Origin of the sequence: Kineosporia sp. NBRC 101731 (assembly GCF_030269305.1) — a bacterium.
GTDB lineage: Bacteria > Actinomycetota > Actinomycetes > Actinomycetales > Kineosporiaceae > Kineosporia.
In genome coordinates this window covers 226258-240135 of sequence record NZ_BSTC01000002.1, presented here as the reverse complement: position 1 = coordinate 240135, position 13878 = coordinate 226258, and the positions used below count along the sequence as shown (strand labels likewise).

At 69.7% G+C, this 13878-nt stretch carries 13 protein-coding genes; 10 read left to right on the top strand and 3 right to left on the bottom strand.

Going from position 1 to position 13878, the window contains the following annotated elements; genetic code table 11:
- Nucleotides 1-20: 20 nt before the first annotated feature.
- Together QSK05_RS08300 and QSK05_RS08295 are read left to right on the top strand one after the other, a co-directional pair.
- Nucleotides 21-1337 carry a D-arabinono-1,4-lactone oxidase gene (locus QSK05_RS08300; RefSeq protein WP_285595645.1) on the top strand — a complete coding sequence of 439 codons (1317 nt, stop codon included), beginning with the start codon at nt 21-23 and terminating at the stop codon, nt 1335-1337.
- 305 nt (nt 1338-1642) lie between these two features.
- Nucleotides 1643-3184, top strand: coding sequence for a DEAD/DEAH box helicase (locus QSK05_RS08295; protein WP_285595643.1), 1542 nt, complete (start codon nt 1643-1645; stop codon nt 3182-3184).
- Nucleotides 3185-3253: 69 nt separating this feature from the next.
- On the opposite strand, the gene QSK05_RS08290 is transcribed toward QSK05_RS08295, so the two are convergent.
- A complete protein-coding gene (locus QSK05_RS08290) occupies nt 3254-4639 on the bottom strand; it encodes a dihydrolipoyl dehydrogenase family protein (protein ID WP_285595641.1) in 1386 nt (461 codons plus the stop codon).
- A 59-nt stretch (nt 4640-4698) separates the two neighbouring features.
- Nucleotides 4699-5196 carry a MarR family winged helix-turn-helix transcriptional regulator gene (locus tag QSK05_RS08285; protein WP_285595639.1) on the bottom strand — a complete coding sequence of 166 codons (498 nt, stop codon included), beginning with the start codon at nt 5194-5196 and terminating at the stop codon, nt 4699-4701.
- A gap of 99 nt (nt 5197-5295) precedes the next feature.
- Between QSK05_RS08285 and QSK05_RS08280 the strand changes: the two genes are divergently transcribed.
- Together QSK05_RS08280 and QSK05_RS08275 are read left to right on the top strand one after the other, a co-directional pair.
- Nucleotides 5296-5826 (top strand): MarR family winged helix-turn-helix transcriptional regulator, encoded by a 531-nt coding sequence (locus tag QSK05_RS08280; RefSeq protein ID WP_285595637.1) that lies wholly within the window; start codon nt 5296-5298, stop codon nt 5824-5826.
- Nucleotides 5823-7481, top strand: coding sequence for an MDR family MFS transporter (locus QSK05_RS08275; protein ID WP_285595635.1), 1659 nt, complete (start codon nt 5823-5825; stop codon nt 7479-7481). Before QSK05_RS08280 ends, QSK05_RS08275 begins: the two co-directional genes overlap by 4 nt.
- 61 nt (nt 7482-7542) lie before the next feature.
- Here QSK05_RS08275 and QSK05_RS08270 read toward each other — a convergent pair whose 3' ends face one another.
- Nucleotides 7543-7884, bottom strand: a complete 342-nt coding sequence (locus QSK05_RS08270) for an L-rhamnose mutarotase (protein WP_285595633.1) — start codon at nt 7882-7884, stop codon at nt 7543-7545.
- A gap of 257 nt (nt 7885-8141) precedes the next feature.
- Here QSK05_RS08270 and QSK05_RS08265 point away from each other — a divergent pair, with 257 nt between their 5' ends.
- The 6 genes from QSK05_RS08265 to QSK05_RS08240 all read left to right on the top strand — a co-directional run bounded on the left by QSK05_RS08265 (nt 8142) and on the right by QSK05_RS08240 (nt 13865).
- Complete coding sequence (locus tag QSK05_RS08265; RefSeq protein ID WP_285595631.1) at nt 8142-9158, top strand: LacI family DNA-binding transcriptional regulator; 1017 nt, start codon at nt 8142-8144, stop codon at nt 9156-9158.
- Between the two features lie 153 nt (nt 9159-9311).
- Nucleotides 9312-11045, top strand: a complete 1734-nt coding sequence (locus tag QSK05_RS08260; RefSeq protein ID WP_285595629.1) for a putative bifunctional diguanylate cyclase/phosphodiesterase — start codon at nt 9312-9314, stop codon at nt 11043-11045.
- Between the two features lie 92 nt (nt 11046-11137).
- Complete coding sequence (locus QSK05_RS08255; protein WP_285595627.1) at nt 11138-12532, top strand: NAD-dependent malic enzyme; 1395 nt, start codon at nt 11138-11140, stop codon at nt 12530-12532.
- Entirely contained in the window at nt 12529-12912 is a 384-nt protein-coding gene (locus tag QSK05_RS08250; protein WP_285595624.1) for a VanZ family protein, read from the top strand. The genes QSK05_RS08255 and QSK05_RS08250 overlap by 4 nt, the downstream gene beginning before the upstream one ends.
- Nucleotides 12913-12966: 54 nt before the next feature.
- Nucleotides 12967-13533 (top strand): YqgE/AlgH family protein, encoded by a 567-nt coding sequence (locus QSK05_RS08245; RefSeq protein ID WP_285595622.1) that lies wholly within the window; start codon nt 12967-12969, stop codon nt 13531-13533.
- A 26-nt stretch (nt 13534-13559) separates the two neighbouring features.
- Nucleotides 13560-13865, top strand: coding sequence for a DUF3039 domain-containing protein (locus QSK05_RS08240; RefSeq protein ID WP_285595621.1), 306 nt, complete (start codon nt 13560-13562; stop codon nt 13863-13865).
- The last annotated feature ends 13 nt before the right edge of the window (nt 13866-13878 follow it).

The following is a 13878-nucleotide window of genomic DNA, read 5'->3' as shown; positions in this document are numbered from 1 at the left end:
GCCTCGGGGGGACATCCGTGGTGACGAGTACGAAAAGTAAGACCGGCTGGGCCAACTGGGCGGGTTGTGAGACCGCCGACTGCTCCGTGATCTCGCCGCGGGGTACCGACGAGATCGTCGAGGCGGTGCGCCGGGCGGCCGGGCGGAGGTTGCGCCCGGTGGGGGCCAGTCATTCGTTCTCCGGCATCGCCCGCCCCGAAGAGCTTCAGCTGCGGCTCGACCGGCACGCCGGGGTGCGTTCCATCGACACCACCACCGGCCTGGTCACGGTCGAGGGAGGAATGCCCCTGCACCGGCTGAACCCGATCCTGGCGGGGGTCGGTCTGGCCCTGACCAATCTCGGCGACATCGACCGGCAGACCCTCGCCGGCGCCCTGGCCACCGGAACACATGGCAGCGGAGCCCGGTTCGGGGCGATCTCCACCCAGGTGCGGGCCCTGGAACTGGTCACCGCCGACGGCGGGGTGATGCACTGCTCGCCGACCGAGAACCCGGAGGTCTTCGAGTTCGCCCGGGTGAATCTCGGTGCACTCGGCGTGGTCTCGACGGTCACGCTGCAGACGGTGCCGGCTTTCGCGTTGTGCGCCGAAGAGGTGTCGGTGCCGCTGCCCGAGGTGCTCGCGCGGTTCGACGAACTGGCCGAGAAGATCGATCATTTCGAGTTCTACTGGTTCCCCCACACCGATCGGGTGCAGACCCGTTACAAGACCCGCCTGCCCCTCGACACGGTCCTGGCGCCCCTGGGCCGGATCCGGGCCTGGTGGGACGAGGAACTGATGGCGAACGAGGTGTTCCGGGTGGCGGTCGCCACCGGTCGCCGGGTGCCGGCCGCGGTGATTCCCATCAACCGGTTCGCTGTGCGGGTGTGGGGCTCACGCACCTATACCGACCGTTCCGAGCGGGTTTTCACCACCTCGCGCCGGGTGCGGTTCAAAGAGATGGAATACGCGATCCCGAGGGCGGCGATGCCGGAGGCCGTGCGCCGGGTGCGGGAGCTGGTGGACAACTCGGGCTGGCGCATCCCCTTCCCGGTCGAGGTGCGGGTGGTGGCGCCGGACGACATCCCGCTGTCGATGGCCTCCGGCCGGGCGTCGGCGTTCATGGCCGTGCACGTGCCCGCCCGGTCCCGGCACGAGGGGTACTTCGGGGCGGTCGAGCGGATCATGGCCGACTACGGTGGCCGGCCGCACTGGGGCAAGATCCACACTCAGGACGCCGCGAGCCTGCGGAAGGTCTACCCGCTGCTCGACGAGTTCGCGGCCCTACGCCGCCGCCTGGACCCGGAGGGACTGTTCACCAACGCCTACCTCGACCGGGTACTGGGACCGATCGGGTGAAGGTCGTGAACCGGGAGTCACGCGGATTCACGCTCCGGAAACCCATGGGCAAGATCGCCGACGCCCGGAAGAAATCTTGGCCCTGATACGCTGTCTCCACTGGCGACGCGATCTGCGCCGCCGCTCTAGCGGGCGAGCCGTCCGCGTGGTCGCACGTAAAGAGTCGCTCCACACCGCCGGTAGAGGTATTGCCGGCCGCAGGCCGTCATCGGTCATTCGGAGCCTCAGGTCGAGTCCTGTCAGTAGGGGCCGGCGTCTCCGAACGGCGTGGCCTCCTGCGCAAATGATGGAGTAGTCGCACATACATGCCGTACACCACTGATCGTCCCCGTTCGTCCGGTTCTCGCTTCGGCGGCAGCAACCAGCCTCGTCGCTCCTCCGGTCGTCCGAGTGGTCCCCGCCGTTCCGGGCGTCCCCGTCCGCCGGCCGGTCCCAACCCCCTCGAGCAGGCTCTGACCGCTGCGGCCGAGGCCCCCGCGCCCGACGACCAGTCGTTCGTCGAGCTGGGCCTGCCCCGCCAGCTGGTCACCGCGCTGGCCGCCGAGGGCATGGAGAAGCCCTTCGCGATCCAGACCCGGGTGCTGCCCGACGCGCTCGCCAAGCGTGACGTGCTCGGTCGCGCCCAGACCGGCTCCGGCAAGACCCTGGCCTTCGGTATCCCGGTGCTGGCGCGCCTGGCCGCCGAGCCCAAGCAGCGTGTGGCCTCGACGCCGCGCGCCATCATCCTGGTGCCCACGCGCGAGCTGGCCCGCCAGGTCAACGAGGCCCTGAACCCGCTGTCCCGCCCGCTGGGCCTGCGCGTCACCACGGTCGTCGGCGGTCTTTCGATCAGCCGGCAGATCGACGCGCTGCGTCGTGGCGTCGACGTCGTCGTCGCCACCCCGGGCCGTCTGATCGACCTGATGGACCGCCGCGCGGCGGACCTGTCCCAGGTCGAGATCAGCGTGCTGGACGAGGCCGACCACATGGCCGACCTGGGCTTCCTGCCCGCGGTCCGGCGCATCCTCGACGCCACCCCGGCCGACACGCAGCGTCTGCTGCTCTCGGCCACGCTCGACGGCGGTGTGGACAAGCTGGTCACCGAGTACCTCACCGACCCGGCGTTCCACGCGGTCAAGCAGACCACCGACGCTGCCACGGCGATGGACCACAAGGTCTTCGCCATGAGTGGTGCGGCCGAGAAGCTGCTCGTGGCCAGCGAGATCGCGATCCGCCCGGCCCGCACGATCTTCTTCGTGCGCACCAAGCACGGCGCCGACCGGCTGGCTCGCCAGCTGTCCCGGGCCGGGGCCGAGGCCACCGCGATCCACGGCAACCTGAACCAGAACCAGCGTCAGCGCGCGCTCGACGCGTTCGCCGCCGGCTCGCCCCGCGTTCTGGTCGCCACCGACGTCGCCGCCCGTGGCATCCACGTGGACGACGTCGACCTGGTCGTGCACTACGACCTGCCCGGCGACCACAAGGACTACCTGCACCGTTCCGGCCGCACCGCGCGCGCCGGCGCCCGGGGCACGGTCGTCGCGTTCGCCGAGCCGGGTCAGACCCGCGAGATCAACCGTCTGCACCGCGACGCCTCGGTCACGGCCACCATGGACCAGGTTCACCCCGGTCACGCGGCGGTTCGTGAGATCGCCGAGTCCGGCGAGCCGTTCGAGGTCCGTCCGCTCGCCCCGGCCCGTCCGGAGCGTTCGTCCGGTGGCCAGCGCCGCCGGTCCGGTGGTGGCGGTGTCGGCGGGGGCATGCGTCGTGAGGGTGGCGGCGGCTTCGGCGCCCCCCGCGGTGGTCGTCCGGCCGGTGGCGGCAGCGGCCGCCCGAGCCGTGGCCCGCGTCAGGCCCCGATCAGCTAAGACCCAGCACGCATGAAGGACGCCCAACAGACTCGAGTCTGTTGGGCGTCCTTCATGGTGTGGGTGCCCCTACAGGCCGTACGCCTCCAGCAGGCGCAGCCAGACCTCGCTGATCGTGGGGAAACTGGGTACGGCGTGCCACAGATCGGGCAACGTCACCTGGGCGCTGATCGCGATCGTCGCCGAGTGCAGCAGCTCGGAGACGCCCGGCCCGGTGAAGGTGGCGCCGACGATCACCTCACGGGCGGTGTCGACGATGATCTGGCTGGTGCCCTCCACGCCGTCGCCCGAGGTGTAGGCCCCGGACACGCTGCCGGTCGGGTAGCTGATCACCCGGATGTCGAGACCCCGGTCACGGGCCTGCTTCTCGGTCAGGCCGACGGCACAGACCTGCGGGTCGGTGAAGGTGACGCGAGGCACCACGTCGCGGCTGGAGCGGTCGTGCGCGTTTTTCCCGATCAGCACGTCGCCAAGAATCCGGGCCTGGTACTTGCCCATGTGCGTGAGTAGGGCCAGACCGTTGACGTCTCCGACGGCGTAGAGCCAGTCGTTCTGTTCCAGCCCTGTGGCCCGCAGCTGATCGTCCACCTCGACCGGCCGGCCCGGGGTCAGGCCGACGGTGTCCAGACCGAGGTCGTCGGTGTGGGGCCGGCGGCCGGTGGCGACCAGGACCTGATCGGCCGTGATCGCGTCGCCACCGTCGAGCGTGACCGTCACCGTGCCGTCCTCGTGCCGCTCGACCTTGGTCGCCCTCGCCCCGGTCCGCACCGAGATACCTTCCGCCGCGAAGGCTTTTCCCACCTCTTCGCCGGCGAAGGGTTCCTCGCGGGAGAGCAGGCGCGGCCCGCCCTCCAGCACCGTCACCTCGGAGGCGCCCAGGCGCTTCACCGCCTGCGCCATCTCGGCCCCGACGAAACCGCCGCCGATGACGACGAGCCGGTCGGGTACGTCTTTCATCTCGGTGACGCCGCGGTTGGTCCACGGGTCGGCCTCGGCCAGGCCCGGGATCGGCGGCACCACGGCGGTGGTGCCGGTGGCCAGCACCACGGCCCGGTTCGCGGTCAGGGTGCGGGTGGCGCCCGAGGAGTCGGTGACCTCGACGGTGCGCGGGCCCGTCAGTTTCGCGTGACCACGCACCAGCGCGATGCCGCTGTCGTTCAGCCACGGCTCCTGGCCGGAGTCGTCCCAGTTCGAGGTCATGTAGTCGCGGCGGGCCAGGACGGCCTGCACGTCGATCGTTCCGGTCACGGCCTGCGCGGCACCGGGAACCCGCTGCGCGGCGGCGATCACGTCACCCGGACGGATCAGCGTCTTGCTCGGGATGCAGCCCCAGTAGGAGCATTCACCGCCGAGCAGTTCCCGTTCCACGATCACGGTGCTCAGCCCGCCCGCAGCGGTGCGGCCGGCCACGTTCTCACCGGCCGGGCCGGCCCCGATCACGATCACGTCGAACACGTCTGGCTGGTCAGACTGGGCTGACTGGTCTGGCACTGGGTCGGACACTGCACTCCCGTTCACTGGCTGTTGGGCTTGCTCAGGCTTTCGTTGAGACGGGTCAGCAGCTCGGCCAGCCGGTCCACGTCCTCGGCCGGCCAGTCGCCGAACTTCACCCGGAAGCTCTCCCGCCGGGCCCCGCGCGCCCGGTGGACCAGGGCGGCGCCGTTCTCGGTCAGGGTGAGCCGCTGGGCCCGCCGGTCCTTCTCATCGACCTCGCGGGCGATCAGGTCAAGCTTCTCCATCAGCTGCAGCTGCCGCGAGACGGTCGGCTTGCCGATGCCGAAGTACGAGGCCATCTCCGTCATCCGGGCCGAGCCCACGTCGTCGAGCCAGAGCAGCATCGCGTAGGCGCCCGGCTCCAGGTCGGGATGGAACTCGCGGGACATCTGGGCGGAGAAGCCCCGGGCCCGCCGGACGAACACCGTGAGCTCCTGCTCGATCGTGGTGAACGCGGTGGGCAGGTGTTCCCCGGCCCCGGGGGTGGCCGGGACGTGCTCGAGATCGTCTGGTGACACACGGCCACCCTATAAGCGGTCCGGGGAATTAGTTGCCCTGTGCAACGGTTCCCTTTATAGTTGTGTGAGGCAAGCAAACATCCTTGGAAGAAGGCGGCCATGTCTGTCACCGCCGAAGCGGTCTCCGACCTGTTCCTTCAGATGCAGTCCGTGGGCCGTTCGATGAAGGCCCTCTCCGGTAAGGAAGCCGATCGGCTCTCGCTGAGCTCGCTGATGGTGCTCAGTCAGGTCGAGAGCCTCGGGGAGGTTCGCTCCTCGTGCCTCGCCGAGGTCCTGGGGGTCGACAACTCGGTGGTCAGCCGTCAGCTGGCGGTGCTGGAGACGGTGGGCCTGACCGCCCGCCGGCCTGACCCGCAGGACGGCCGGGCCTGGCTGGCTCACGTCACCGAGGCCGGACGGCAGCGCCTGGACGACATGCGTTCACACCGGGCCGCTCTGGTGATGAAGGCCCTGGACGGCTGGACGGACGGGGAGGCGCAGTCGCTCTGTGCCCAGCTCCTCCGGCTGGACGAGGCACTTCAGCAGGTCATTCACAACGATCCGGCGCTCCACCGGGGCGATGCGACGGCGCACCGCGCGGCAGGCACCGGAGAAGCGACATCCAGCAGTACGAGAAAGGTCCACTCATGAGCTCCAGCACGGTCAATCCGCCGTCGCAGCAGTCCTTACCCCCATCCTCCGGCGCCCCGTCCTCCGAGATGTCGCACCGGCAGATCGTCGAGGCGCTCGTCGGTATTCTCGCCGCCCTGTTCGTCGGCATGGTCAGCTCGACCATCGTCAGCAACGCGCTGCCCACGATCATCGCCGACCTCGACGGCTCGCAGCGCGCCTACACCTGGCTGGTGACGGCGACGCTGCTGGCGATGACGGCCACCACCCCGATCTGGGGCAAGCTCTCCGACCTGTTCAACAAGAAGTTCCTGCTCCAGCTGGCGATCGTGATCTTCGTGATCGGCTCGGCCGCCTCCGGCGCCTCGCAGAACGTCGGCATGATGATCGGCTTCCGGGTCATCCAGGGCGTCGGCATGGGTGGCATCACCGCCCTGTCGCAGACGGTCATCGGCGCGATGATCCCGCCCCGTCAGCGTGGCCGCTACAACGGCTACCTCGGCTCGGTGATGGCGCTCGCGACCGTCAGCGGCCCGCTCATCGGTGGTGTGATCGTCGACAGCTCGCTGGGCTGGCGCTGGTGCTTCTACGTCTGTGTCCCGCTGGCCGTGATCGCCCTGGTCCTGATCCAGAAGACGCTGCACCTGGAGCACCACCCGCGCAAGGCCTCGATCGACTGGGCCGGCGCCACGCTGATCGCCGCGGCTGTCAGTGCCGTGCTGATCTGGGTCTCCTTCGCCGGTGACGACTTCGCCTGGATGTCCTGGCAGACCGCCGCGTTCCTGGTCGGTGCCGGTGTCGTCCTGGCCCTCGCCGTGGTGGTGGAGCGCCGGGTCAAGGAGCCGGTCGTGCCGCCGGCCATCATCAGCAAGCGCACCACGCTGCTCGCCGTGATCGCCTCGCTCGCCGTCGGTATCGCGATGTTCGGCGGATCGGTCTTCCTGGGGCAGTACTTCCAGGTGGCCCGCGGTTACTCGCCCACCCAGGCCGGTCTTCTCACCATGCCGCTGATGCTCGGCGTCATGGTCTCGTCGATCATCGTCGGCCGGCTGATCGTCTCCACCGGTTACTACAAGCGCTACATCGTCGGCGGCGTGGCCCTGCTCGTGGTCGGCTTCGGCCTGCTGGGCACCATCGACCACACCACCTCGCTGGTGCTCATCGGCTTCTACATGGTCCTGGTCGGCGCCGGTGTCGGTGCCTCGATGCAGAACCTGGTCCTGGCCGTGCAGAACACCGTCGACAGCACCGACATCGGTACCGCCAGTGGCGTCATCGCCTTCTTCCGGTCGCTCGGTGGCGCGGTCGGCGTCACGGTGCTCGGCGCCATCCTGGCCAGCCACGTCACCGACCTGATCATGAAGGGCCTGGTCGGGATCGGCATCGACCCCGCCGCCGCTTCCTCGGGCGGCAGCACGCTCGACGTGAAGAGCCTGCCCGCCCCGGTCGCCGAGGTGGTGCGCGCCGCGTACGGCGACGGAACGGCCCGGATCTTCCTGGTGGCCGCGGTGGTCGGTGTGGTCGGCCTGATCGCGACGCTCTTCATCGAAGAGGTCGCGCTGCGCAAGACCGTGTCGATGAAGCCGTCCGACGTCGGTGAGTCGCCTTCGGAGCTCGTCGACGACGCCCAGCCGGTTCCGGCGGGTGCCGCCGCCGAGGGCAAGCACGTCAGGTAGCGAACCCGAACCGGGCGAAGGGCCGGCGACCCCCTGGGGTCCCGGCCCTTCGCCGTGCCGGTCAGACGGTCTTCCCCAACTGGTCCTCCAGGTTGAAGACCTGCTCCAGCAGCAGGAAACCCTCGTCCGGCGCGCGACCGTCGAGCCCGATGAAGAACTCGCCCATCTGTTCCTGCCAGCGGGAGTTCACATCGGTGCGGGCCATGGCCTCCTGGGCCGCGATCAGGTCGTGCGCCTCGACGTAGCCGACCAGCAGACCGTCCTCGCGGGCGAAGAGCGAGTAGTTGGTCCAGCCGGAGTCGGCCAGGGCCCGCAGCATCTCCGGCCAGACGGCGGCGTGACGCTCCTTGTACTCGGCGAGCCGCTCAGGCCGGACCTGCAGCAGGAAGCAGTACCTGTTCATGGGTTCGGTTCCTCGCAAGACCAGGGGTTTGAAACGATTCAGGTGCGGTGACGCTATGTCTGGCCGCTCGCTAGTGTCAAGGGTCACAGGCACTGGTGGCCATGGACGTCCTGTCGGCGCAGTTCAGCGGCGCGGTGGGGGAGAATGTCCGGAGTAGGTCGTGACGGGGCTCCTGTGCGGCGAGCGGTTCTGGCGCTCGGGGCGCTGAGGCGTTTCAATCAGCAGTTCGTGGTGCGATCCCGGAGAGGGGCGGACGGTTGTCCAGCTCGGTCAGCGTGAAGGACGTCGCGGCCGCGGCCGGGGTCTCGGTGGGCACGGTCTCCAACGTGCTGAACCGGCCCGACCGGGTGGGTGAGGCGACCCGCTCCCGGGTGGAGTCCGCGATCGAGAAGCTCGGCTTCGTGCGTAACGAGTCCGCGCGGCACCTGCGGGCCGGGGCCAGCCGCACCATCGGCTACCTGGTGCTCGACGCCGCCAACCCGTTCTTCACCGACGTCGCCCGGGGCGTCGAGGAGGCCGCCCGGGATGCCGGGCTGGCCGTGTTCCTGTGCAACAGCGACAACAGCCGCCAGCGGGAACACGAATACCTGGAACTGCTTTTCGAACAGCGGGTGCGCGGTGTGCTGGTCACGCCGGTGGATCCGGGTGGGGTCGGCCGGGCGGCGCTGCCGGGTATCGGCGTGCCGGTGGTGCTCGTCGACCGCACGGGTGGTGACGACTGGTGCTCGGTCTCGGTCGACGACGTCTACGGTGGCCGGCTGGCCGGTGAGTACCTGGTCGAGAGCGGTCACGAGCGCTTCGCCTTCGTCGGCGGGCCGGACTCCATCGGCCAGGTGCAGGACCGGCTCCGTGGTTTTCGCGGTGCGGTGGAAGGCGCCGGGGCACTGACCGTGCTGCCGACGGCGGCCCTCACCGTGGCCGAGGGGCGGGCCGCCGGTCAGCGCCTGGCAGGCATGCCGGCCTCGCGGCGTCCCACCGCCGCGTTCTGCGCGAACGACCTCCTGGCCCTGGGGCTGCTGCAGGAGATGACCCGCCTGCGCATCCGGGTGCCGGACGATCTCGCCATCGTCGGGTACGACGACATCGAGTTCGCCGCCGCGGCCGCAGTGCCCCTGACGTCGGTACGCCAGCCCCGGCACCAGATCGGCCGCACCGCGGCAGAACTGCTGACCGAGGAGACGCAGGCGCACGAGAGCGGCGTCGAGCATCAGCACCGTCAGGTCGTCTACCTGCCCGAATTGATCGTGCGGGAGTCGACGGTCCGCGGTTCCTGATCATTTTCTCAGCAAATTCTCAGTCGGGAAACGGGTCGAATCGGGCCAATCGCCGTTACAGAATGCGACACGGGAGATACTGTGTGCTGCATCGTGACGCAATCGGATCTGAATCAGGACCGGGGGCTGCGGCTGGCGCCCCCGGGATTCGGCATGCCCGCACGCAGTCCGGTGGCCGCCGTGCCCGTGGTGCCGGCCGTGCCCGCCGTGACCGACGTGACCGGCTCACTGCTCCCGATCCTGCCCGACGCGGTGATCGGCATCGACCGGTTCGAGCTGGTCACCCACTGGAACGAGGCCGCGGAACGCACGTACGGCATCCTCGCAGGTGACGCGATCGGGCAGCGGCTCACCGAACTGATCGAGACCATCTACGCGCAGGGTGACGCGGCGGCCGCCCGGCGCCACATCCATGTGCAGGGGCGCTGGCACGGGTTCGTCCGGCAGATCAGCCGCTCCGGTGCGGTGGTCGAGATCGAGTCGACCGTCGCCACGCTCTACGACCACGCCGGTGCCTCACGCGGGCTGGTCGCCGTCAACCGGGTCGTCGACCCGGACGCCCCGCCGTCCGGCGACAACGATCTGAACCACCGTGCCACCCACGACTCCCTGACCGGTCTGCCCAACCGCACCGTCCTGATGGAAGGGCTGGCCGCGTCGATGGCGCGGCTGCGTTCGGGGGAGGGGCCTGCCGGTCCCGGGGGCAAGCGCCGTCTCGCCGTTCTCTTCTGCGACCTGGACGGTTTCAAGGACATCAACGACGGACTCGGTCACGCCGTCGGCGACCAGGTCCTCGTCACGGTCGCCCAGCGACTGCGGCGCCGTTGCCGGTCCGCCGACGTCGTCGCGCGCTTCGGCGGTGACGAGTTCGTGGTGGTCATGGCCGTGGACGCGGTCAACGACGCGGTCGCCATGGCCAGCCGCATCATCGAGGTGCTCGACGACCCCATCGTCATCGGCGACGCCGAGGTCGCCCCCGGCGTCAGCGTGGGGGTCACCGTCATCGACGCCGTGCCCGAGGACGACGACCCGGTCGCCAGCGTGCTGCGCGACGCCGACACCGCGATGTACCACGCCAAGGGCCGGGGCCGGGGGCGCTACGAACTGTTCGACGCGAGCCTGCGCGACAATGTGGAGGAACGCCTCGAGCTGGCCACCGCCCTGCGCCGGGCAGTCGGTGACGGTGAACTGGAACTCGTCTACCAGTCGCGCCGCACCTGCGGCGAGCGCCGGATCACCGGCGTCGAGGCGCTGCTGCGCTGGCGTCACCCGGAACTGGGCGTGCTCGCGCCCGACGTCTTCCTCCCGATCGCCGAGCGCACCGGCCGCATCGTCGAGCTCGGCGACTGGGTGCTCAGGCAGTCGCTCGCCGACCTCTCCGACCTGACCCGCCAGCACCCGGAGCTCACGCTCGCCGTCAATGTCTCGGCCCGGCAGCTGATCAGCGGCCGGCTCACCCGTACCGTCACGCGCGCCCTGTCCGAGAGCGGGGTCGAACCCGGCCGGCTCGTCCTGGAGATCACCGAGACCGCATTCTCCGAAGACCCGGTCGCCGCCCGCCAGGTGCTGGAAGAGCTCAAGGCGCTGGGCGTGGTGATCGCCCTCGACGATTTCGGTACCGGCTGGTCGTCCTTGCAGTACGTGAGCCGCCTTCCCGTCGACGTGCTCAAGGTCGACCGGTCTTTCGTCGCCGACCTGCCCGCCGAACTGCGGGCCGGTGCCGTGGTGGCCTCGGTGCTCGGTCTCGGCCACGGCCTGGGGCTGCTCGTGGTGGCCGAGGGCGTAGAAGACGCCGACACGCTGGGTGTTCTGCAGAGGATGGGCTGTGACGAGTACCAGGGCTTCATCGACGGTGAGCCGGGTGCCCTCACGGATGTGCTGAATTGAGTTCATATTTAAAGGGGCCGACGGCACCGAAACCGGCCGCAAGGTGTCCTGCGATGGTCACCGGCACACCACAGTTGGACCACAATGGGCGCATGCCGAGCGCACCCAGTGTTTCCTCCTCCATCACGGTCCGGCTGGAACTGCCGGCCCGGTCCACCGCGGTCAGCGAGCTCACCCACGCGATCGAGCACGCCGGCGCGATCGTCACGGCGCTCGACGTGACCGCGTCCGGCGTGGACCGGCTGCAGGTCGACGTCACCTGCGCCACGCGCGGCGGTGACCATGTGCCCGAGGTGATCGCTTCGCTGCGCTCGCTGTCCGGTGTCACCATCGGCAAGGTCTCCGACCGGACCTTCCTGATGCACCTGGGTGGCAAGCTGCGCATCGAGTCCAAGGTGCCGATCCGCAACCGTGACGACCTCTCCCTGATCTACACCCCCGGGGTGGCGCGGGTCTGCCAGGCGATCGCCGAGAACCCCGAGGACGCACGCCGTCTGACCATCAAGCGCAACACCGTCGCGGTGGTCACCGACGGTTCCGCGGTGCTCGGCCTGGGCAACCTCGGCCCGCTCGCCGCGATGCCCGTGATGGAGGGAAAGGCAGCACTGTTCAAGCGTTTCGCCGACATCGACGCGTTCCCGATCTGCCTGGACACGCAAGACGTCGACGAGATCGTCGAGACCGTCATCCGGATCGCCCCGGTGTTCGCCGGGATCAACCTCGAGGACATCAGCGCCCCGCGCTGCTTCCAGGTCGAGGAGCGTCTGCGTGAGGCCCTGGACATCCCGGTCTTCCACGACGACCAGCACGGCACCGCGATCGTCACCCTGGCCGCGCTGACGAACGCGCTCAAGGTGGTGCGCAAGGAGATCTCCCAGGTCCGGATCGTGATGTCGGGCGCGGGTGCGGCCGGCACCGCGATCCTCAAGCTGCTGCTCGCCGCGGGGGCGCAGGACGTGGTGGTCTGCGACATCGAGGGTGTCGTGCACCCGGCCCGCACCGGTCTGCCGGAGAGCCTGCACTGGACCGCGAAGAACACCAACCCGCGCGGGGTCACCGGTTCGCTGAAGGAAGCGCTCGCCGGTTCCGACGTCTTCGTCGGGGTCTCCGCCCCCGGCATCCTCACCGGCGACGACATCGCCACGATGGCCACCAACGCGGTGGTGTTCGCGATGGCGAACCCGGTGCCCGAGGTCGACCCGCTGGAGGCCTCGCAGCACGCCACCGTGGTCGCCACCGGCCGCAGCGACTTCGCCAACCAGATCAACAACGTCCTGGCATTCCCCGGGGTCTTCCGCGGCCTGCTCGACGCCCAGTCCAAGGTCATCACCACCGACCTGCTGCTGGCCGCGGCCCGCGCCCTGGCCGGGGTGGTCACCGACTCCGAGCGCAACGCCGCGTACATCGTGCCCAGCGTGTTCCACCCGGACGTCAGCGCCGTGGTCGCGGCCGCCGTCCACGAGGCGGCGGTGGCTGTTCAGGCGTGAGCACCGATTCCTTGCGGACGTCGTCGGCACCGGACCCGGTCAGGTCCGGGTTCGGTGCCGCGTCGCCCTGGCGACGGACCGTGCTCGTCCTGACGCTCGTCCTCCATCTGGTCGTGCTCTACGCCCCGAGAACCCCGGGCACCGGGGGCCTGCCGGTCGACAAGGTCGTGCACGGTGCGATCTTCGGCGGGCTGGTGTGGGCAGCCGCCCGGGCGAATCTGCGCCTGGGACCGGTGGCTCTCGTGCTGGCCGGGCACGCGGTGGTGAGTGAGCTGCTCCAGCACTTCGTCCTGCCGAACCGGTCGGGCGACCCGGCCGATGTGGTGGCCGATCTGGCGGGTGTGGTGATCGTCACAGCGATTCTGTGGCGCCGTGGCTGACTCTCCCCGTGGCTTGGGCTGTATCCACACGTCCCCGACCCTGATGATGTGCATATGCCCATCCAGACCCGTCGGCTGAGCGGCAGCCTCCTCGTCGCGAGCCCGACCCTGGAGGACGAGAACTTCCGCCGCACGGTGATCCTCATGCTCGACCACGGCGACGACGGGGCACTCGGACTCGTGGTGAACCGGCCCATGGACGTGGATGTCTCGTCCGTCCTCCCGTCCTGGCAGCCCTACACGACCGCTCCGGGGCGGCTCTTCCAGGGCGGCCCGGTGCAACTCGACTCGGCCCTCGGACTGGTCGCGATGCCGGGTCAGGGCACGGAGCCCGTCGGCGTGCGCCTGCTCATCGGCTCGATCGGGCTGGTCGACCTGGACGCCCCTCCGGAGGTGATCGTGCCCGGTCTGGCCGGGCTGCGGATCTTCGCCGGGTACGCCGGCTGGTCGGCCGGTCAGCTGGAGGCCGAGATCGCCGACGGAGCCTGGTTCGTCGTCGACTCCGAGCCCCGGGACGCGTTCACCGACCGGCCCGACCGGTTGTGGGGCGAGGTGTTGCGCCGCCAGCGCGGAGAGCTCGCCCTGGTGTCCACGTACCCGGACGACCCGACCATGAATTAGGCGAACTAGTCGTAGACTCAGTCGCCATGAGCACGCCTTACCCCGAACCCCAGCTGGACCCGATGTCCTCGCCGGACCGCTCGACCACCGGCCTGCTCGAGCGTGAGCACGTCGAGCAGGAGGTCGAGCCCGGCGACCACGAGCGGTTCGCGCACTATGTGCGCAAGGAGAAGGTGCTGGAGTCGGCCCTCTCCGGAGAGCCGGTCGTCGCGCTCTGCGGCAAGGTCTGGGTGCCGGGTCGCGACCCGAAGAAGTTCCCGGTCTGCCCCATGTGCAAAGACATCTACGAGGGCCTCAACTCCGGCGGCGGCGATGACAAGGACGGTAAGTAACCCCTGAAACAGC

Bases quoted from the DNA above. Each gene is read 5' to 3' on its own strand.
- QSK05_RS08295 (WP_285595643.1), top strand. From the start codon at position 1,643: ATGCCGTACACCACTGATCGTCCCCGTTCGTCCGGTTCTCGCTTCGGC.
- QSK05_RS08280 (WP_285595637.1), top strand. From the start codon at position 5,296: ATGTCTGTCACCGCCGAAGCGGTCTCCGACCTGTTCCTTCAGATGCAG.
- QSK05_RS08275 (WP_285595635.1), top strand. From the start codon at position 5,823: ATGAGCTCCAGCACGGTCAATCCGCCGTCGCAGCAGTCCTTACCCCCA.
- QSK05_RS08270 (WP_285595633.1), bottom strand. From the start codon at position 7,884: ATGAACAGGTACTGCTTCCTGCTGCAGGTCCGGCCTGAGCGGCTCGCC.
- QSK05_RS08260 (WP_285595629.1), top strand. From the start codon at position 9,312: ATGCCCGCACGCAGTCCGGTGGCCGCCGTGCCCGTGGTGCCGGCCGTG.
- QSK05_RS08255 (WP_285595627.1), top strand. From the start codon at position 11,138: ATGCCGAGCGCACCCAGTGTTTCCTCCTCCATCACGGTCCGGCTGGAA.
- QSK05_RS08245 (WP_285595622.1), top strand. From the start codon at position 12,967: ATGCCCATCCAGACCCGTCGGCTGAGCGGCAGCCTCCTCGTCGCGAGC.
- QSK05_RS08240 (WP_285595621.1), top strand. From the start codon at position 13,560: ATGAGCACGCCTTACCCCGAACCCCAGCTGGACCCGATGTCCTCGCCG.